Below are 18,855 nucleotides of genomic sequence, written 5' to 3'. Positions count from 1 at the left end.
TGTCGCATCCGGCAAACTCGTTTTCTTCCGGGGCACGACACAACGGTCTCACTGACCGCCGCGGGGTCCGAAACCAGATGTGACGATTCCGGCACCGGTCCCGTCATCCGCTCGCGGGCGTGGATCAGCCAGGGAACGCTGCGTCGTAGACCGCGCGAAGCTCAGCGCTGTCGGCCCCGGTGACGCCGCAGCCGGTGATCGTTCCATCGACTGCGCCGACGAGGTAGCTCTGGCCGACCACGAAGGGCACGCCCGAGAAGTCGGAGGTCATCGCGTCGACCTGCGTTACCTCCACGCGGTCGGCGACGTCGCCAGCGAAGCGCTCCCTGACCTCCAGCAGAACGGTGTCGCCCTGGATCTGCAGCACCGTCGCGGCGAACGCCTGCTCCTGCGCCGCGACGGTCGCCGGCTCGAGCCTGAGGCAGCTGCCGCTCGCGAGGCCTCCGTCCATGGGAGGCTGCAACGCCTCGACGGTGGGCTCCGGGCCGACGACGACGAGGGGCACGACGATTGCGGCGGCGATGGCGAGGCCGGAGGCGATGCCGACCACCGGCATCCACCGCCGCAAGGCGCGTCGCGGCGCCGTGGGGGTGACGGTCGTGGTGATAGGGGATTGGTCGGTCATGATCTGCTCCATTCTGTGGTCGAGCCATGTCGGCGAGGCAGGGGGCAGCGTGCGGGCCGGATCGGCGGCACGCAGCTGATCGCGCAGCGCACGGTCATCGTCGTGCATCTTCGCTCCCTTCGTCGTACGGTACATGTCCGGTCGGGTCGCCGGATTTCAGTAGCTCCTGCTTGAGGCGAGCCTTCGCACGGTGTAGGCGGATCGCCGCTGCGTTCGCGCTGATGCCGAGCACGACGGCAATCTGCGGGCTTTTCAGCTCGTCCCATGCCCACAGCCGCAGGATCTCCGCGTCGTTTCGACGCAGGCCGGCGAGGGCGGTGGTCACGCGGGCCGTCTTGGCGGCGCCATCGACGGTGGATGCTGCGGGGTTCTCGTCCGCAGCGGCCGGCGGCGGGTCGATGGCAATGATGCGGCCGATGAGACGGATGCGCCGGCGCTCGGCGCGTTGAGCGTTGCTGAGGCACTGTCGAGCGACGACGATCGCCCAGGGAAGTGCGTCGTCGGGCACCTCGTCGAGGCGGCGCCAGCACACCAGCAGAGTGTCGCCGATCACGTCGTCGGCCGTCGCGGCGTCGGTGCGGCGGTGCAGATAGCGGCGCACAGGGTCGACGACGAGCACGGCGAGGTTATGCATTCGCTTCTCGCGATCGGTGTCGGTCACAACTCTCATACTGAGGGATGTCCGGCAGGGGCGTGGGGATTTCAGGCGAGGTGCTTTCGCACTGCAGGAGATCGGCGGTGACCGTAGACCGGGTGCAGCGAGAGGATAATTCGGGAAAGCAGCTCTGTCACAAGAGTGGTCACGCCACATGTTCGGTGTGGCGTTTTTCTATGCCGTTTTCCAGGAGTTCCCAGGTCCGCACGACCTTGGCTCATCACCTCAGCTCTCATGGTGGCCGCGATCACCCTTGTCGGCTGCGCCCAGCCCACGCCGGAGTCGAGCAAGCCACCGGTGGCGGAGCCGGCGCGATGGTCTTGCGACGGCGCGAGCGGACCGGCATCGTGGGCGGAGGTGGACCCCGGCTTCGCGGCCTGCGGCGCGGGCACCGCCCAGTCCTCGATCGACCTGCCCGCGACCATGCCCGCACCGAGCTCGGTCATCCAGCTGAGCGCGGAGGACGCGGAGGCCGATGTGTTCGACACCGGGCACGCGGTGGAGTTCGAGGCCGACGGCGAGGGCGAGACCCTGACTTTCGCCGGCGACGAGTACAGTCTGCAGCAGATGCACGCCCACGTGCCGTCGGAGCACACCGTGAACGGCCAGCCGGCGGCGGCCGAGCTGCACCTGGTGCACGCGGATGCGGCTGGCAATCCACTGGTGCTGGGCATCCTCGTGGCCGAGGGGTAAACATCCGGCGTCCTGGCGCCGTTCGTCGACGCGGCCACGCATATGGCTGACGACGAGGACGTGACAATGGATATCGCGGCCGTGCTGCCGCGGACGCTGGACAACTACGAGTACTCGGGCAGTCTGACCACACCGCCGTGCACCGAGGATGTGCAGTGGGTCGTGACGAGCACGCCGATCTCGATGTTGGCGGAGCAGATCGGTACACTTGAAGGCGCAAACAGTCACAATGCACGGCCGGCGCAGCCGCTGGGGGACCGGGATGTGGTTGGCGGATCCGTGAAGCTCGGGATCGAGGGGTAGCGGCCGGGTCGTTCCGGGCCAGCGCGCCGGGGCTTCCGGGCCCGGAACCCATAAGTGGCGATTGTGGGCAGGCTGAAGTTGGCCAGCGGCAAGGCTTCGCTGGAAGGCCTCGCATCTGCCGCCAAAGTCCGATGGAACTCGACACTGCTAGGTTTGCGGCATGGACGAAATTTCAGTCCGCCACGAAATCGTCTATGTCTGTGATCCAGTCCTTCGCGCCTATCTGCGCGGATTCATACGGAACGCCGTGTAGTTGGCCGTGTCTCCTCACGATCGCCATCATGCAGGCACGTTCAGGCACGGAACCACGGGGATCTGCACAGCTACCGGCTGACCAGGCGAGTAGGGGGCGGATCCCCGAACGCCACGCTCTGCTCGATGTCGAGGGTCAACGCGTCATCCCGAAACTCGAGCGTGTACGTGCGCGAGAACGGCGTGCCCACGTTGTGCGCCCGCACGACCAGAGTGCTGGGGGAGACCCACGCGCCGCTCGCCAGTACCCGGGCATCGGCGGATGCCACCCATTCGCCGTGGCCGAAGGCTAGCCGCCGGCCCACGCCGCCACGGATGATCGTGAGCAGTCCCGGCTCGAAAGTTACCGCGGTCACGTCCGCATCGTCGAAGTCGAAGCGGACGCCCGCCACCCGCGCCGCCGTCTGTGACGTGGGTTCGCCCACGACGGTCGGCAGGGTGAGGCCCGCCAGCTTTCCGGCAAGACCACTCGGTATCTCTGCGAGCGGCTGGTCGGTGAAAGCGGGCAGCAGGTGTTCCCAGACGAGATCGAGCGCGCGCTGCGCGGTCGGGAGCGCCGCAGTCAGCACGACCACGGCATCCGTTTCTGGAAGCACGAGGCAGACCTGACCGAACGCTCCGTCAGCGCGGTAACCGGTCGGCCGGTTCCGCCAGAACTGGTAGCCGTAGCCCTGACGGCCGTCGACGTCGTGCTCGGTGCCCGACGTGTCCACCTGCACCCGGGTGGCCTCGTCGATCCACTCCGCCGGCACGAGTCGCGTGCCGTTCCATTCGCCGCGTTGCAGCAGCAGCTGGCCGAAGGTCGCGAGCTGCTCGGTCGTGAGGGAGAGCCCCCAGCCGCCGGCGTCGATGCCGCGCGGGCAGGACTCCCACGTGGCGCCGATGATGCCGAGCGGGTCGAACAGCCGCGGGGTGAGGTAGTCGAACAGACGCTCTCCGGTGAGCCGCTGCAGGATCGCCGAGAGCAGGTAGCTCGCGCCGCTGTTGTAGACGTAGTGGGTGCCCGGCGCGAACTCGAGGGGCTGGGCCAGGATGGTGCGCGCCCAGTTGTCACCGTGCGAGTCGTCGGCGAGGGACACCGTATCGGTCGGATGCCCCGTGGTCATGGTGAGCAGATGGCGCACAGTCAGCGCGGCCAGGTGCGGGTGGATCTGCTTGGGCAGGTCGTCTGGTAGCAGGTCGACGACGAGGTCGTCGAATGTGAGCCGGCCCTCGCCGATGGCGAGCCCGACGGCGGTCGAGGTGAAGCTCTTGCTCACCGAGAACATGAGGTGCGGATGCTGCGCCGCGAAGGGATACCACCAGCCCTCCGCAATGACGCAACCGTGTCGAACGACCATGAGGCTGTGCAGGCTCTCGAGCTGCGCCTCCGCCGCGGCGATGAAATCGAGAATGGCGGCGGAGGAGATTCCCTCGGCCTCGGGGGTGCTGCGGGGGAGCGGGGTCATGGTTCAATTGTGCCGGGTCGAACGGATTCGGGTACTCGGGCTCGGACGGCTTGCTGAAGTTGCGCATCCAATCGGCCCGGTCGAAAAAAGTCTTGAGATCGCTCGGAGGTTGGTTCAAGTTTGCCCCTGTTCACGCGCGTCGGATTATCTTAAATGCTAAGCGAATCGCCCCCCTCGGGCAGTATGTGGCCCATACCGAGACCGTCGGGCCCGTAGCGGTGTTCCACCGGTCTCGTCGGATGCGATGTGTTTGGCTCAATCCGGCTTCCGCACAGTCCCTAACTGGGGTATGTACAGTCCGGACCCTTATTGACAGGATCTTCAAGATCTCGCCACCGACACCTAGCGGCGGCATGGTCTTGCTCGGAGGAACTTGCACCCTCGAGAAACCCGACTAGCAAAAGGCCCCTGTCTTGATTCCTGTCAAATTTCGCGTTGGTGCGATCACGGCCCTGAGCGCCATTATTCTCGCTGTGTGCGTTTCACCCGCTTCTGCCGCTACTAATTCGCTAACGATCACCCCCACCGAGTGGAACGTCGTCGGGTTGGACAGCAACAGTGTTACGTCAGGGCCCAACCAATTTTCGGTTGGTGCCAAGGTATGCAACGTAACCGGCACGGCGGTTAGCGGTGTTGACGTGGCATGGAATTGGACGACTGCCAATACCTACATCAATCTCGACAGCACTGCGACAAAAAGTGTTCCCGCTATCGCTGCCAATTCGTGCACGAAGCTATGGTGGACGGTCGAGATCACACGCGATGCGGCGGCCTACAACGCCAAACGTGGCTTCACGATTTCGGCTGCGGCCCCGGGAGTCACCACCGTGAGCACCCCGACGACACGCGAGATTTACGTTGAGAAGCTCGTCTCTCAAAACCGCAACGCAGTGACCTCCGTGACAGGACCGACAAATGTTGTTGTCGGTCAGACAGTCAGCTACTCACTGACGGGAAAGACTGCCACACAGGGTTACGAGCAGCTGTCCGCTGGGCCCTCACTTGACGGCACCATTTTTGAAATTCTGTCCGTGACTGGCACCTATACGCAGCCAGAAACAGGGGCTGGCGGTCCGCCGACCGCCGGTTTCTACGCCAACGCGTGCACATGGGACCCGGTTACGACAAGTGGGTCCTACAGGTCCTGTCTAGGGACGGGCAAGGCAGGCGGCAACTCGATCGTGGTCACGGTCACAGCCTTGGTAAAAGCTCCAGGTACCGGTCTTGTCAATGCAAACATCTACGACTATTCGGGCTCCTCGTACCACTACAACTCCGATCTCGGCACGTATACCAAGTCCGTCACCGCCACGAACCCGGTGGTTCAGTCTTCGCCGGTGGCTGTTGATGATGGGCCGTTTGCGGCGACTTCTGGGGTGGCCCGTACGGTTGATGTTCCGGCGAATGACACTGATGTTGATGGCGACCTGGATCTGACATCGGTCGTGGTCACGACACCGCCTGCCCACGGGACGACGTCGGTCAACGCGACCACGGGTGTTGTCACGTACACGCCGTCGGGTTCGTATGTCGGCTCGGACTCGTTCGAGTACCGCATTTGTGATGGTCGACCGGTGTGTGACACCGCCACGGTGACCCTCAACGTCACTGCAGTTCCGGTGGTTCAGTCTTCGCCGGTGGCTGTTGATGACAGCTCGCCGGCCGTCTCCGGTGTCACATTAGTGATTGATGTCGCGGACAACGATTCGGACGTCGACGCAAATCTCGATGTCACGACCGTGTCGGTGACTGTGGCGCCATCACACGGTGCCTTCTCGGTCGACCCTGTTTCTGGTGAGATCAGATACACCGCGGACTCGTTGTACACGGGGACCGATACGTTTACGTATGAGATCTGCGACACCACAGACCGTTGCGACACCGCAATCGTCACAGTCAGGGTTACGGCTCCTCCGGCAACCAGTACGCCACCAGTTGCTGCAGACAACGACGTGACCACGACTACCGGCAAACCAGTAGTCATCGATGTCCTCGACAATGACACTGACCGTGATGGTGATCTTGACCCGACTTCGGTCTCGATCGTTGCCGGCCCCAGCCACGGCACCGTCGATGTTGACCCTGATGTCGGAGAGGTAACTTATTCGCCCGACTCCAGCTACACCGGCACCGACTCCTTCACCTACAAAGTTTGTGACGTTGACGGCAATTGCGACACCGCCACTGTCACAGTGAAGGTCGGCGTGGTAGGCGGCCCGCCAGTCGATGCTGGTCGATCTCTCGCAGCCACGGGCGCCGACCCTGGCCAACCGATAATTCTCGCGACTCTGCTCTTCCTGACGGGACTTCTTCTCGTCCGCAAACGCCGCCGGTCTTTCTCAGAAAACCTTCTTCGAGTAGATTGATTCACCACCACCTAGGCGATGGCCCAAGATGAGTGCTGTTTGTGAAGACAGATCCAACACGCTCTCGACCACTTTTGACGATTCCATGCGTCCGTTGACGGTGCAAAGTTCACTCGGTTCTCGGCTCCCTCTTCCCCCTTGGTTTTTCTTTGAGCGCGAGCTGGCAGAAATTCGAAGTAGGGCAGGATGGTCTGATGAAGATATACAACCCTCCGCGTACAAATCTGCAGGCATCCAATGTCATTCTCGGGATGATGAGGATCTCGGACATGGACGATGAGGAGATCCGCGCTCTCGTCGGCACCGCGCGGGATGCCGGCATCAATTTCTTTGATCACGCCGATATCTACGGTGGCGCGCACGGCTGCGAAAAGCGGTTCGGTGACGCGGTCACGTTCACGGACGCAGAGCGTGAGGCGGTCATCATTCAGTCAAAGGTCGGCATCCGTCAGGGCTTTTTCGATTTCTCCAAGGAGCACATCCTCCGCTCGGTCGACGAGTCTCTCGCGGCGCTGAACATCGACTACCTGGATATCTTGCTGCTGCACCGTCCGGACACTCTGGTCGAGCCCGAGGATGTTGCTGCGGCGTTCGACGCGCTGCACGCCGCGGGAAAGGTGCGCAACTTCGGTGTCTCCAACCAGACGCCCGGGGTGATCGAACTGCTGAAGCGTTCGGTCAACCAGCCGCTGGCCTTCAACCAGGTGCAGCTGAGCATCACCCACGCACCGTTGATCGCGCAGGGAGTTGCTGCCAACATGGCAGGGCTGGACCAGTCGATTGACCGCGACAACGGGCTCCTCGAGTACAGCAGACTGAACGACATCACCCTGCAGGCCTGGTCGCCATTCCAGAGCGGCATCTTCGACGGCGTGTTCGTGGGCGACCGGGAGAATTACGGCCCGCTCAATGACGCCCTCGATGACATCGCCGCCGCCCACGGGGTCACGCCGACGGGGATCGCGGTCGCCTGGATCACCAGGCACCCGGCCAACATTCAGGTGGTCCTGGGGACGACCAAGCCCGCGCGAGTGGTGGAGTCTGCCGCAGGGTCCGAAATTCCGCTCAGCCGTGAGGAGTGGTACCGCCTCTTCACGACCGCTGGGCATGTCCTCCCATAAACAGGAGCGCTCCACATCGTCTTCCTGACCCCAGATGCAGGTAACCCCGGCGGCCAGCGACGCGATGAATTGCACGAGGGGTCGTGCAGCTTGTCGGCCGTGCCGCCGGGAATCACCCGCCTACGCTACGTCGACAATGATGACCCGAGAAGGGCGTGCCGTCGGCAAGGTGGACATCACGCCAATGAGGTCGTCGGCGAGTTCAGGTGGTGAGCGCAACACACTGAGTTCTGTGGGGTGTTGTTGTTGGCTCGACCGTTGTCGCCTTTGAGCGTTCGTTTGTCGCTTTGGGAGGAGTTGGACGCGGGGCTGTCGGTGGCCGTCGCGACGCAGGCTGCGCCGCTCGACGACCTGGGATCAGGGAGCGGAGATATCCCGACACCAGGAAATCACCATCGCGACCGGGATGTTCGTCTCGGTCTGAAACTGCAGACACTCAGCCCTTTCCGAACCCTGGTCCCAGATCAATGATTTTCGTAGGTGCGCCGGCGGCCCTGACATGGCCTGACCGACGCGTTCACGGACGGTGGCGGCGTCGCGTTTGCCGTTCAGGTGCACGAGCAGGAGCATGCCAGTGGTGCGTTCCACGAGGGTCGCAATGGCTGAACGGTTAAAGGTTCCGCAGACGAGGTCGCCTTCACAATGGCCGGGAACCAGTCGGGTGTCGACCTCAACGGGGCGCTCGCCCAGCAGCGGGCCGGAGAACCTCGAACGCCGTTTCGTCGTGTGACGGTGGGTCGGACGCCCGCGGCGCCCGGTTCGGAGGTGACGGGCCATTCCCCGGGACAGCCCGTTTGCGTGCGGCGAATACAGAGCCCGATAGATACTTTCGTGCACGACGTCCATCTCGGGCTGTCCCGGGAAATCGATCCGCAGCTGGTGACTGATCTGCCTGGGTCTCCACTGTTGAACGCGGGCAGCAGTTGCGCCTGTGGAGATTCCTTCAGCTAGTCGCCATTCACACGGTTTCCGGTGAGATCATCCGCAGGGATGGTCTCCCCATCGCGTTTACTCCACGGGAATTCGGTTCTCCTGACTGGAAATGCAGGTGGTTTGGTTGCTCCTCAGCGTGCCGCGTACTGTTGACGATTCTGGCGGCCAAGGTGGGGAAATATTTGGAGTGGAACGGAATCACTTGGCGCGATGACGGCCGCCAAGAGATCGAACGCCTCCTGGCCACCAACAACTTCCCCGAATTCACCGGTCGGCTCTGTCGGTTAAGCGCGGCTGAAACGCACCCGCCAGAGCTCCGGGCCTCGTTCGATGTAGCTCACGTCGAAAGTGTTTGGCTGGCTCTGCTGAAGTTCCGCCAGCATCCGTTGGGGGTCGTGCGGTTCGATCACGTCCAGGGCGAACCCCGGCACAACGGCGTCGAGCGCGCCGAAGACGGCCGCGTGCCGGATGGCGTGCGGGATGGTGCGGGCGTCGAGCACGATGGTGTCCGTCCCCTCGGTCGTCCCGTCACGGCCCCCATCTGCCGTCGGCTTGCCGAGTGCAATCGGCGGAGGACGCCGCGCCGGAGCGATGAGCTTCGCCACGGTGAGCAGGATGACCGCGTCTTCGACAGCCTCCAGCGAGTTGCGGCCCGGCGGCATCGTGATCAGGTCCCCGCGCCATCCAGACCACGATGCGCCACTCGAGGTGAGAACGACCCGCCCCTCGAGGACCTGCACGGTTGCTTCAGCCAGGTTGTCGTGTTCTCCAAGGCGTCGCCCGGCACGGAGCGCGATCAGCGTTTGCCGGAGGACGTGCACGTGGCCGCCGTAAACGGTCTCCGCGCTGCGACCGCTGGATGCGTCCCGTGCGTGATTGAGATGGTGGCGCACGAGTGCGGTGAGCGACTTCTTTTGCATGTCGTTCTCAACTTCCATTTCCCTCATGCTCCGCTACCGCTGTGCGCGTGTCAACGGTGCTGTGATTGCCGCGCGTGGCTGGTCGGTGCCGCCCGTTCTCAGTTCGGAGCCGGCCACGCTGACAGCGCGTGGAGTCTGCTGATTTTCGAGGATCTCATGCTTGTTGATCTCCGTTTTCCGCACGGTCTAGGCGCATAGTGCCGCGGTTGGGTTGAAAGTCAATTAGATGGCGAAGGGGTGGTCCGTTGGCTTGGGGAGGGCAGCTGCGTCTCACCTCCAAGAAACGATCGACGGCTGCTGCTGCGGCGCGACCTTCAGTGAAGGCCCAGACGATGAGCGACTGTCCCCGGCCGGCATCACCGGCGACGGACACGCCCTCGTGGCTGGTCTGGCACTCACCGTCACATGCGACATTGAGATGGTCGGGCACTGGATGCGGTTACCGTCACAGAATGAAAATTTGCCGCAAAATGACACTGCGCTGGCCTATTTGGTTTCCTCAGGAACGGCGGCTCGGCGCGCGCTCCGGGTGCGCAGCCACGGGATGAGGCCACCGACGAGGAGCATCTCGATCTGCCGGGTCGAGAGTTCGTGGCGCACGGAGTAGACCTCATCACGGGTTGTGTTGCGCACGAGGATCTCCGTTCCGTTCGAGAGAGCCTCACGAATCCCGTCGAGCACGAGCACGTCATCCTGCGCGATGCGATCGTGATCGGCCGCATCCGCGAACTGGAGCGCCAGCGCGCCGAAGTTGGCCAGGTTCTGCCAGTGGATGCGTGCGAACGAGACCGCCAGCACCACCCTTAATCCTAGGAAGCGCGGGGTGATCGCGGCGTGCTCCCTAGAGGAGCCCTGCCCATAGTTGGCACCGGCGACGATCATGTGGCCGGTCGTATCTCGGGTTTGGGCAGCGCGAGTCGGGTAGGTCGGGTCGACTTGGTCGAAGGTGAATTCGGCGAGCTTGGGGACGTTGCTGCGGAAAGGGAGCACGCGCGCACCCGCCGGCAGGATCTCATCCGTCGAAATGTCATCGCCCACGATCAGGGCGACAGGTGCCTCGATGTGCTCGGAGAGCGGTCCGAAGACCGGCAACGAGGAGATGTTTTCGCCCTTGACCAGGTGCACCGCTATGGATTCCTCCGGCGGTAAGGGCTTCTCGAGCATCGCCAGGTTCACGCTCGACACCACCGGAAGTGTGATCTGGGGATATTCCAAGCCGAAGAGCCCGGGCAGGTCCCGCGGATCGGTGATCTGTCCCGTCAGCGCGGCGGCGGCCCCCGTCTCCGGCGAACATAGGTAGACCGAGTCTTCCTGGGTGCCCGAGCGGCCGGGAAAGTTGCGCGGCATCGTGCGCAGGCTGATGCTGCCATTCGCTGGGGCCTGGCCCATGCCGATGCAGCCCATACAGCCGGACTGATGCAGTCGAGCCCCCGCCCCGATCAGATCCAGGGTGGCCCCCATAATGGTCATGTCCTGCAGAATCTGCCGGGAGCTGGGATTCACGTCGAGGGACAGGCCGGGGAATGACTGCCGCCCCTTCGTGATCGCGGCCACGATCGCGAAATCGCGCAGGCCCGGATTCGCGGACGACCCGATCACGACCTGTCCCACCGGGCGCCCCGCCACTTCGCGCACCGGCACGACATTGCCGGGCGAGCTGGGAAGCGCGATCAACGGCACGATAGAAGCCAAATCGATCTCCCCGGTCACGTCGTAGGTCGCATCCTCGTCCGCGAGCAGTTCGGTGAAATCCTGCTCGCGCTGTTCGGCGCGCAGGAAGGTTTGCACCTGAGCGTCGGCCGGGAAAACGGTGGTGGTCGCGCCCAGTTCGGCGCCCATATTGGCGATCACGTGCCGATCCATCGCGGTCAGGGTGGCGAGGCCGGGGCCGTAGTATTCGATGATCCGGTTGACGCCGCCCTTGACGCCGTGCCGGCGCAGCATTTCGAGGATGACGTCTTTGGCACTGGTCCACGGCGGCAGTTGTCCGGTGAGCTTCACGCCCCAGATTTCGGGCATCCTGATGTACAAGGGCTCGCCGGCTATGGCCAGGGCCACCTCGGTGCCGCCGACGCCGATGGCCAGCATCCCCAGCGAGCCGGCGGCCGGGGTGTGGCTGTCGGAGCCGACCATCGTCTTGCCGGGGATGCCGAACCGCTGCATATGCGTGGGGTGCGACACCCCGTTCCCGGCCTTCGAGAACCACAGGCCGAACCGTTGGCAGGCGGAGCGGAGAAAGTCGTGGTCCTCCGCGTTCTTGCTGTCGGCCTGCAACAGGTTGTGGTCGACGTACTGCACGGAAACCTCCGTGCGCGCGCGATCCAGTCCCAGCGCCTCCAACTCCAGCATGACCAGGGTCCCGGTCGCGTCCTGGGTGAGGGTCTGGTCGATGTGCAGGCCGATTTCGGTCCCCGGCACCATCTCCCCGGAGACCAGGTGCGACGCGATGAGTTTCTGGGCGACGTTGTATGCCACGGTGAGCTTCCTTACTCGATAGCGGTGCCCGCCGACATACGGCGGTAGCGAATTGGCCTCCGGGGTATTCCGCTCGTCCCCAAGGTAGGCCACTCGTGGCGCTGGGGCTAGCTTTTCCAGGGAGAATGGACGTCCTCTGTACTGGAAAGATGGACCGGGAAGACGGGGCTTTGGGAGGGGGTGGACGCGGGGCTGTCGGTCGCCGTCGCGGCGCAGGCCGCGGGGGTGTCGCGTCCTACTGGGTATCGGTGGTTAAGCGAGCATCAGAAGGTGCTGCCATCACCGGTTCAGGATTTCAGTGTCGCCCGTGTCGGACTTTGATCGTTGCGAGAGCGAGAAGAGATCGGATTCCAGCTCGCCCGGGGTCACGGGGTGCGTCGCATCGCAGCGGCACTGGGCCGTGCGCCGTCGACGATCAGTCGGGAGGTGACCAGCAACCAGGCCGCCGGCCGCTACGTGCCCTCGCTCGCGCAGGAGCAGACCTGGGCACGGGCTCGGCGGCCAAGAGCCCGGAACCTGGACGGATTAGCGTTACGGGAACAGGTCACCGTGATGCTCACTGATCGGTTCAGCCCGGAACAGGTTGCGGGTCGACTGAAAGTCGAGCATCCGAAGAATCTGGAGATGCAGGTGTCACACGAGACGATCTACCAGGCCCTCTACGTTCAAGGTCGTGGATCGTTGCGCTTGGAGGTTGCCGCCGCGTTGCGGTCAGGGCGGGCAACACAGCGACCGCAGAGGCCGGAGGGTCCCACCAGAGGCCGTAGGGTCCGGGATCCTCGAGAACGTTGCCGCCGAGCTCAACCGCCGGCCCCGCACACGCCACGGCTACCGAACGCCCGCAGAAGACCTCGCCATACTAATCTCGAATCGAACAAATCAAACCGGTGTTGCACACACCACCTGAATTCGCCGCCCGGGTGAACCGAGACCACGCGGATGCTCGCCGAGCCGATACGGTCACGCGCAGGGGAACCATTCCGAGATTGCGTTGGCGGAACGGCGATGCGCGATGAATCGGCGGGTCACTTCAGCGATCGCATCTGCAAGCGGGAAGATGTTTTCCGTTACGAATTGGTCGTCGTGGTCGGCGGCAACGGGATGCCAGTAAACGCCGTCGGCGGTGATCGTCACCTCGGGTATGAGCGAGTCAACGGTCAGTTCTATGCCGGATTCAGCGACTCCGCGGTGGGCGAGTGCGCGGATTACCTGGTCGTCCCGCAGGATACCGAGAGTATCGAGAAAGGCGTGAAACGGCGCGAGTTCGTGCATCTGGTCGGCCGGCAAAGTGGCTGCGACCTTGACTCGAAATCCCTCGTCGTGTGCGATTTGGATGCCCGCGACGGCCCTGGCCCAGGACCCGGAGCCGCGGTGGCTGTCATGGATCTCGGATGTGGCAGAGTCGAGACTGATCTGCAGCACGAGCTGGGAGCGGTCCATTCGACGCAGGCGCTCGCGCCGCCTGCCGTGAAAAAGCATGCCGTTGGTGAGCAACGTCGTGGGCAGTTTGTTCGTGCAGGCATTGACCAACTCGTCGAGGTCATTCAGCAAGAACGGCTCTCCGCCGGTGAGGATGAGCTCTTTGACGTCGGCATCTGCAGCCTCGTGCGCGATCTGCCGGACTCGATCCATTCCGATGGCTCTCCGCTCTGCCTTCGGAGACGACCGAACGCAGCAATAGTCGCAAGCCAGATTGCAATCGAAATTGGTATATACCCAGACCCGGGATCCTGGGAGCTGACCGGGATCGAGCCCGGCGAGCGGGTCGGGCGAGCGGCCGTGGAGCACGGTGATGGCCGACCCCACCATGCTGACGATCTCATTCCCACTCGAAAGGCACCACGCTGAGATGAGTTCCAGGGCGGCCTCCCGATCGCATGTCCCGAAGTCGACAGAAGCCGTACGGCCTGTTGCCACCCGGCTCACGTTCTCGACCAGGTCGAGGAGCAGGCCCGCGCCTACCGGAGGGCTCGCGGTCACCATCGGTCCGATACTTTCTGTTCCCGCACGGCCGCGATGAGCGAGGCATACCCGTCAAGTTTCGGCGACACCCACGCCCGCAGGCCTTCCATCTCGAGGATTCGCTGATGTTCGAGGTTCTCCCAGTCCATCGCGAATAGGTTTGCCACCCACTCGTCCGACCGGTCGATCGTCAGCGACGGCATGGCAGTGAAGGTGCAGTGGCTGTACTCGGGGGAGATCCAGAAGGACTCGAACGCGCCGGGGAGGAGCTCACCGCGACCGATCGCTTGCCACGTGTTGATGCCGATCGCCGCAGCATCCGCCCGATCCTCGAGCACCGCGCGAAGGGCGTCGAGTTCGCTCCTGCCAGTATCACCGTGTTTCCCGACATCGCTATTGATGCGAGTGAGATCGACATCCGTTTCGCCGATCCCCGCCTCACGCAGGAAATGTACGGGAAGGATGGCGGCTTGCGCTGAATCGCGTGACCCCAGGGCAAGTCGACGTCCACGAAGACTCTCCAGCCCGGTGAAACCGCTGCCTGCTCGGGCGACGAACACCGTCTGGAACACAAGGTCCGTATCCCGGGACGCGAGTGCACGGCATGCTCCATCCGTCTGGGCGACAGTGCGCACCCAGGCCAGGTTGGTATTCCACGCGAGATCGATTGTTCCCGTGATGAGGGAGTCCACCAGACTCGCATAATTTGAGAACAGCATGAAGTCGATCGGCGTTGAGGTCTCGGCGAAGTAGTCTCGCATCCCTTCCCAGATGGGTACGACATTGGGAGAGTACGCAACGGAGCCGATGATCAGGGGCGCACTCACGCTGCAGCACCCGTAGAGGCAGTGTCACGAGTTTGGGCGGCGGGTGCCGCGACGGTTTCCGGTGCGTCGAAAAGTGGGCGGCCAGTGATCGCCCTGCCGTAGAACTCATAGAGCACATCGGATGTCGGAGCCATCACGTGGCCCGCGCGGGCATCGCGAAAGTACCGATCTATTTGCAGGTGCTCCGAGAACGCCGCACCGCCGCAGACGCGCATCGCGGCATCCGTAATTCGCAGTGCGGCATCGTTCGATGATGCCTTGCTGCCGAGCACGAATAGGGGGGTATCCTCCTGCGGGTCAGCCACGCGACCAGCGGCCCGATCAAGGTACGCGCTCGCATTCGCGAGATCGATTGACATCTTCGCCAACTGCGCCCGAATTGTCGGTAGCGCTGACAGGCTTTGGTCGAGATGCTCCAGCCGGGTTCCCACCGTATGCCTCACCGCTGCGTCGACGGCCGCACGGCTGAGCCCGATAGACACAGCCGAGTTGCCGAGATTGAACCACGGCAAAACAGAACTCATCATGAGCCCGAATCCGCTACCGGCCGTCCCGAGACGGAATCCCTCGGAAGAATCCATGTCGATGGTCATCGGGCTCGAGGAGTTCCCACGCAATCCCATACCGCTCCACGGCCGGTCAACGCTGAGCCCCGGGCTATCTGCCGGGACCGCGAACAGGTCGACGGTCTCGGCATCCGCAGTCCCGGTAGAGATGATGTAGACATCCGCGTGGCCTGCGGAGGTCACCCAACTCTTTTTCGCCGAAATATGCATTCCGTCTGACGTCGAGGTCGCGCGCGACACCGGAGTCCAGAAGTGTGAGCGGGAACCCGCTTCAGAGAACGCGAGGGAGGCAAGAGAGCGACCGCTGGCGAGATCCTCGAGGAGTGCGGGCATCCCCGCTGGCGGTGCGGCTGCGACGGGCATGGAAGCGCTCACATGCATCAGATAGATCATGGAGGTCGACCCGCACGCTCCCGCAAGCTGGCTGATGACCTCGACGAGCTCGCGTGGCCCCGCACCAAGACCACCAACCTCAGTGGGCAGAGTGAGTCCGAGCAAACCGGACTCGCGCAGGGCCGCGACGGCCTCATGTGGAAAACGCCCATCCGCATCTACTGCGTGGGCGTGAGTTCGTGCAACGTCGAGCACGGGCTGAACGCGTGAATTCAGGTCCATTACGGCTTACCTTTCGTCGGAATCGTGGGTGCGAATGAGCGAACGGACAGCGCGGGCGAGCATGAGAAGCCCGAGGCCGAGACCACCGGTGACCGCCATGGTAGAGGCGTCGCCCCCCAGCGGCCTGAAAGACGCCGCGAGCCCTGCGAGTTGCACGAGCGCGGCGACGGTCAGCAGAACACCGGCGGCAGCGTAGAGCGCGGGGCGCCGAGTGGCACCGCCGGCGATGGCGAGTGTGCCACTCACAAGTAGAACGACAGCACCAGTTGCCCCGATGTGCACGAAGTCGAATTCGGTCGGAAGCTGGGCGCCGAACACAAAGCCCGCAAACACAAGTGAGGCCAGGCCGAGAAGGACGCTAGCGCGGTCGAAGGCGCTCGAGCCGGCTGGTGATCGCCTCATGACAGCCTCATCATCAGTCGGGCCGCGCGCCCTGAGGATTGCACCCACTGCTGGCGAAGGACACCGTCGATTCCATAGCTTCGCCCAGCTGCGGTCGCGAAGATCGCGAGGTGAGCGAGCGCCATGAGATAGTACGACCAGTGCCATTCGTTCGGGGCGAAAAGTACTGAAAGCGTGATTGCCAGGGTCTGGCCGATGCCGACGACAGCCCAGAAACGCGTGGCGAGGCCGATGAGCAGAAAAGCCCCGAGTCCGCCTTCGACGAGGAGGGTGAACCACCCGAAGACCTCGATATTGGGCAGGATGACGGCTTCGACGAGTGAGGAGTAGGGCGGTAGAACAGGATGGGCGATCGCCTGGCTCGCCCAGAAGTAAAGTCCGTTCTCCTGTGCTCGGCCGAAGTCCGGAGGGATCTTCCAGGCGACATTCTGGATCCACATCAGTGCAACACCGACGCGGAGCACCGCGACCATAACCCCTGTCGCGCGGGAGACGGGAACCGCCACAACCGGCGCGTCATTGACTCGGGACATGAGAACCGTTCATCTCCAGCATCCAAGCGGCACGGAGAGCAAACCGCAATACCGAGAAGATGGAAAATCCCAAAAAAACTTCCCATCGAAATCCCATCATCTGCCCGACCGTGTTGTGCCATCCTTTCGGAAACGGCTTCTGACGCGCAGGCCGAGACAAAGCGACTGAAGCAGCAAATCGTCGAGTTGGACTATTCAGTCACGGTAGGCGCTTGCTCCGGACGGCCGCTATTTCTGCGTTGGCGGAGCAGTGCCCACGCTTCTGGGGTCGCGACGATCGGCGTTGCGCTTGGCCTGCTGACCGGGCGCCGGATGGGCGTCCCTGCCCTCAGACAAGGGCGTGCGCTCGGCAAGGTGGTCGTCACTCCGCAGGGGTCGAAACCGGCGACCTGACGCTCACACGTTCAGGACTTGCCCAACCGTCGCACCGCCGTCGGCGATGAATTCGGTGCCCGTGGAGTAGGTTGCGTCGGCGACCAGGTACAGAATCAGCTTCGCCACCTCCTCAGGCTCGCCAATGCGCGGGATCGGCTGCCCCGCGTACATCTCCAAACTTTCCATACCCGCGGTCATCGGTGTACGGATGCCGCCAGGGTGCACCGAGACTACGCGGACGTTGTCAGCGCCGAGATCCAGGGCCGCGGCTTTTGTAAGTCCGCGCACTCCCCACTTGCTGGCAACGTAGGCGCTCAGGTTGGAGTAGCCCATGATTCCCGCGGTGGACGACACGTTGACGATGACGCCTCCGCCGGCAGCTTTCATTGATTCAGCGACCGAGCGGATGCCCAGAAAGACTCCGGTCAGATTGATGCCGATGACGCGGTTCCACTCCTCCAACTCTGTAGTGGCAACAGGCGTGAATGCGACGATTCCGGCGTTGTTGATGAGGATGTCAATGTGACCGACGGTGGAGTCGACGTCGGCCACCACCTGCTTCCACTGCGCCTCGTCTGCCACGTCGAGGTGTCGGTAGACGCCGCCAATCGAATCCGCCAGCGCCTGTCCGGCGTCATCGGCTATGTCGGCCACGATGACCCGGGCTCCCTCTGCTGCCAGCAGCGTCGCATCCGCCGCGCCCATACCCACGGAACCGCCTGTCACCAGCGCGATCCTGCCGTCGAGTTTTCCCATGATCGGTCTCGATTCTGTTTTTCTCGCCCCGCTCGGATCGCAAGACGAACGTCTCGCCACAGTAGCCACGTTCATTGGCAGCGGGCTACCTTGGCGCCATGCGAAAACTCTTCGTCTCGGCACGAGATCAAGAAATAGAAGCGGAAGTATGCTCCCCTGACGATGAGCGTCAGGACGAGGAGGTGTGGAGCTGAGTGCCAATGTTGCTCTGGCCCGCATGATAAATTCGATTGTTCCGATACCGGAGCATGACAGCACGCAGAACATCGTCGAGAGGCTCAAGCATGAGCGAGAAACTGAGCTTCCGAGTCCGACGCCTCAATAAGAAGCATCGGACCGCTTTCGTCGCGTTGTTCGCTGAACACCCGCAGGCCGAAGTCGATGACGCGCCTGAGATCTATTTCGACGACACCATCGAACTCCAAATTGAGTCCATGGCTTTGGCCCTCGTCGCCGAAACCGATGACGGCCGGCTTCTCGGCGCTCTTGTCACCGAACCGGACAGCTACGTTGACGAAAATCAGCTCGACGAAGACTCCACCGACGATGACATCGACGATGCAATCGTCAGCGATCACGGCACCGCCGTCTTCGAGTTGCTGATCACCGGTGGATCCGCGCAGGTGTGCCGGGAACTCCTCAACACTCTCGCACCGGCCCTCACCACCCGCGGTTTCGCTCAGGTGCATGCCAGCGTCCCACCAGATCTCGCCGAGGTGTTCCGCGGTCAAGGCTGGGTTGTCCTGCCAGAAAACACGGGTATCGCCTGGATGGGCATGGACCAGTCAGACGAGCAGGTGCGCGACTATGAAGCGATCCCGAGCAGCTCGCTGGCCGCGTTCCTCGTGATCGACCCCAACGTGTACATGTCTTGGCCGTATGACGCTCCTGACAACCCCGAAGATGACGACTCTCGACAAGAGAACATCGCCACAGGCATGGAGGAATTCGCAGCCCGGGTAGACGCAGAAGCATCCTCAGATTCTTAGTGGATGACGGCGAGCAGCACGCCGACGCCCACGAGGCTC

The 18,855-nt window shown here is 63.4% G+C and carries 18 protein-coding genes and 1 pseudogene; 6 read left to right on the top strand and 13 right to left on the bottom strand.

Features of this window, described 5'->3' with window-relative positions; translation table 11 throughout:
• Window positions 1-124: 124 nt before the first annotated feature.
• Together E3O47_RS03475 and E3O47_RS03470 are read right to left on the bottom strand one after the other, a co-directional pair.
• On the bottom strand, window positions 125-733 hold the full coding sequence (locus E3O47_RS03475; RefSeq protein WP_134373423.1) for a hypothetical protein: 609 nt from the start codon (window positions 731-733) through the stop codon (window positions 125-127).
• Window positions 720-1,286 (bottom strand): sigma-70 family RNA polymerase sigma factor, encoded by a 567-nt coding sequence (locus E3O47_RS03470; protein ID WP_104101734.1) that lies wholly within the window; start codon window positions 1,284-1,286, stop codon window positions 720-722. The genes E3O47_RS03475 and E3O47_RS03470 overlap by 14 nt, the downstream gene beginning before the upstream one ends.
• A gap of 228 nt (window positions 1,287-1,514) precedes the next feature.
• On the opposite strand from E3O47_RS03470, the gene E3O47_RS03465 reads away from it, so the two are divergent.
• Both E3O47_RS03465 and E3O47_RS03460 read left to right on the top strand, forming a co-directional pair.
• The gene (locus E3O47_RS03465) at window positions 1,515-1,973 is read left to right on the top strand and encodes a carbonic anhydrase family protein (protein WP_134419507.1); all 459 of its coding nucleotides are present in this window, start codon (window positions 1,515-1,517) and stop codon (window positions 1,971-1,973) included.
• Window positions 1,974-2,015: 42 nt separating this feature from the next.
• The gene (locus E3O47_RS03460) at window positions 2,016-2,276 is read left to right on the top strand and encodes a carbonic anhydrase family protein (protein ID WP_134419506.1); all 261 of its coding nucleotides are present in this window, start codon (window positions 2,016-2,018) and stop codon (window positions 2,274-2,276) included.
• Between the two features lie 323 nt (window positions 2,277-2,599).
• Here E3O47_RS03460 and E3O47_RS03455 read toward each other — a convergent pair whose 3' ends face one another.
• Window positions 2,600-3,976: a serine hydrolase gene (locus tag E3O47_RS03455; protein ID WP_134416652.1), complete on the bottom strand. Its 1,377-nt coding sequence runs from the start codon at window positions 3,974-3,976 to the stop codon at window positions 2,600-2,602.
• A 413-nt stretch (window positions 3,977-4,389) separates the two neighbouring features.
• Between E3O47_RS03455 and E3O47_RS03450 the strand changes: the two genes are divergently transcribed.
• Together E3O47_RS03450 and E3O47_RS03445 are read left to right on the top strand one after the other, a co-directional pair.
• Window positions 4,390-6,342 carry a tandem-95 repeat protein gene (locus E3O47_RS03450; RefSeq protein ID WP_134419505.1) on the top strand — a complete coding sequence of 651 codons (1,953 nt, stop codon included), beginning with the start codon at window positions 4,390-4,392 and terminating at the stop codon, window positions 6,340-6,342.
• Between the two features lie 194 nt (window positions 6,343-6,536).
• Window positions 6,537-7,463: an aldo/keto reductase gene (locus tag E3O47_RS03445; RefSeq protein WP_104171202.1), complete on the top strand. Its 927-nt coding sequence runs from the start codon at window positions 6,537-6,539 to the stop codon at window positions 7,461-7,463.
• A gap of 357 nt (window positions 7,464-7,820) precedes the next feature.
• On the opposite strand, the gene E3O47_RS03440 is transcribed toward E3O47_RS03445, so the two are convergent.
• The 7 genes and pseudogenes from E3O47_RS03440 to E3O47_RS16400 form a co-directional block, all read right to left on the bottom strand.
• Window positions 7,821-8,402: an IS30 family transposase gene (locus E3O47_RS03440; RefSeq protein ID WP_134419504.1), complete on the bottom strand. Its 582-nt coding sequence runs from the start codon at window positions 8,400-8,402 to the stop codon at window positions 7,821-7,823.
• A 278-nt stretch (window positions 8,403-8,680) separates the two neighbouring features.
• A complete protein-coding gene (locus E3O47_RS16850) occupies window positions 8,681-9,334 on the bottom strand; it encodes a DUF2249 domain-containing protein (RefSeq protein ID WP_194085915.1) in 654 nt (217 codons plus the stop codon).
• Window positions 9,335-9,534: 200 nt separating this feature from the next.
• Window positions 9,535-9,731, bottom strand: a pseudogene (gene gltD, locus E3O47_RS16405) (glutamate synthase); the annotation flags it as partial.
• 71 nt (window positions 9,732-9,802) lie between these two features.
• Entirely contained in the window at window positions 9,803-11,791 is a 1,989-nt protein-coding gene (locus tag E3O47_RS03425; protein ID WP_134419502.1) for an aconitate hydratase, read from the bottom strand.
• Between the two features lie 960 nt (window positions 11,792-12,751).
• A complete protein-coding gene (locus E3O47_RS03415) occupies window positions 12,752-13,579 on the bottom strand; it encodes a radical SAM protein (RefSeq protein WP_198418017.1) in 828 nt (275 codons plus the stop codon).
• Window positions 13,580-13,767: 188 nt separating this feature from the next.
• Window positions 13,768-14,580, bottom strand: a complete 813-nt coding sequence (locus E3O47_RS03410) for a PhnD/SsuA/transferrin family substrate-binding protein (protein ID WP_104101612.1) — start codon at window positions 14,578-14,580, stop codon at window positions 13,768-13,770.
• On the bottom strand, window positions 14,577-15,173 hold the full coding sequence (locus E3O47_RS16400) for an acyl-CoA dehydrogenase family protein (RefSeq protein ID WP_233191444.1): 597 nt from the start codon (window positions 15,171-15,173) through the stop codon (window positions 14,577-14,579). Before E3O47_RS16400 ends, E3O47_RS03410 begins: the two co-directional genes overlap by 4 nt.
• 348 nt (window positions 15,174-15,521) lie before the next feature.
• On the opposite strand from E3O47_RS16400, the gene E3O47_RS16395 reads away from it, so the two are divergent.
• Window positions 15,522-15,749: a hypothetical protein gene (locus E3O47_RS16395; RefSeq protein ID WP_233191443.1), complete on the top strand. Its 228-nt coding sequence runs from the start codon at window positions 15,522-15,524 to the stop codon at window positions 15,747-15,749.
• Between the two features lie 18 nt (window positions 15,750-15,767).
• Here E3O47_RS16395 and E3O47_RS03400 read toward each other — a convergent pair whose 3' ends face one another.
• The 3 genes from E3O47_RS03400 to E3O47_RS03390 form a co-directional block, all read right to left on the bottom strand.
• The gene (locus E3O47_RS03400) at window positions 15,768-16,163 is read right to left on the bottom strand and encodes a hypothetical protein (RefSeq protein WP_104101606.1); all 396 of its coding nucleotides are present in this window, start codon (window positions 16,161-16,163) and stop codon (window positions 15,768-15,770) included.
• Window positions 16,160-16,696: a TQO small subunit DoxD gene (locus E3O47_RS03395; RefSeq protein ID WP_134341957.1), complete on the bottom strand. Its 537-nt coding sequence runs from the start codon at window positions 16,694-16,696 to the stop codon at window positions 16,160-16,162. The genes E3O47_RS03400 and E3O47_RS03395 overlap by 4 nt, the downstream gene beginning before the upstream one ends.
• Before the next feature lie 396 nt (window positions 16,697-17,092).
• Entirely contained in the window at window positions 17,093-17,827 is a 735-nt protein-coding gene (locus tag E3O47_RS03390; RefSeq protein WP_134419500.1) for an SDR family oxidoreductase, read from the bottom strand.
• A gap of 284 nt (window positions 17,828-18,111) precedes the next feature.
• Between E3O47_RS03390 and E3O47_RS03385 the strand changes: the two genes are divergently transcribed.
• Window positions 18,112-18,816, top strand: coding sequence for a hypothetical protein (locus tag E3O47_RS03385; RefSeq protein WP_134341958.1), 705 nt, complete (start codon window positions 18,112-18,114; stop codon window positions 18,814-18,816).
• The last annotated feature ends 39 nt before the right edge of the window (window positions 18,817-18,855 follow it).

The organism is Cryobacterium sp. TMT2-17-1 (genome assembly GCF_004402765.1).
Lineage (GTDB): Bacteria > Actinomycetota > Actinomycetes > Actinomycetales > Microbacteriaceae > Cryobacterium > Cryobacterium sandaracinum.
Note: the sequence above shows the minus strand (reverse complement) of the source record. Positions and strands in the feature narration are given on the sequence as shown.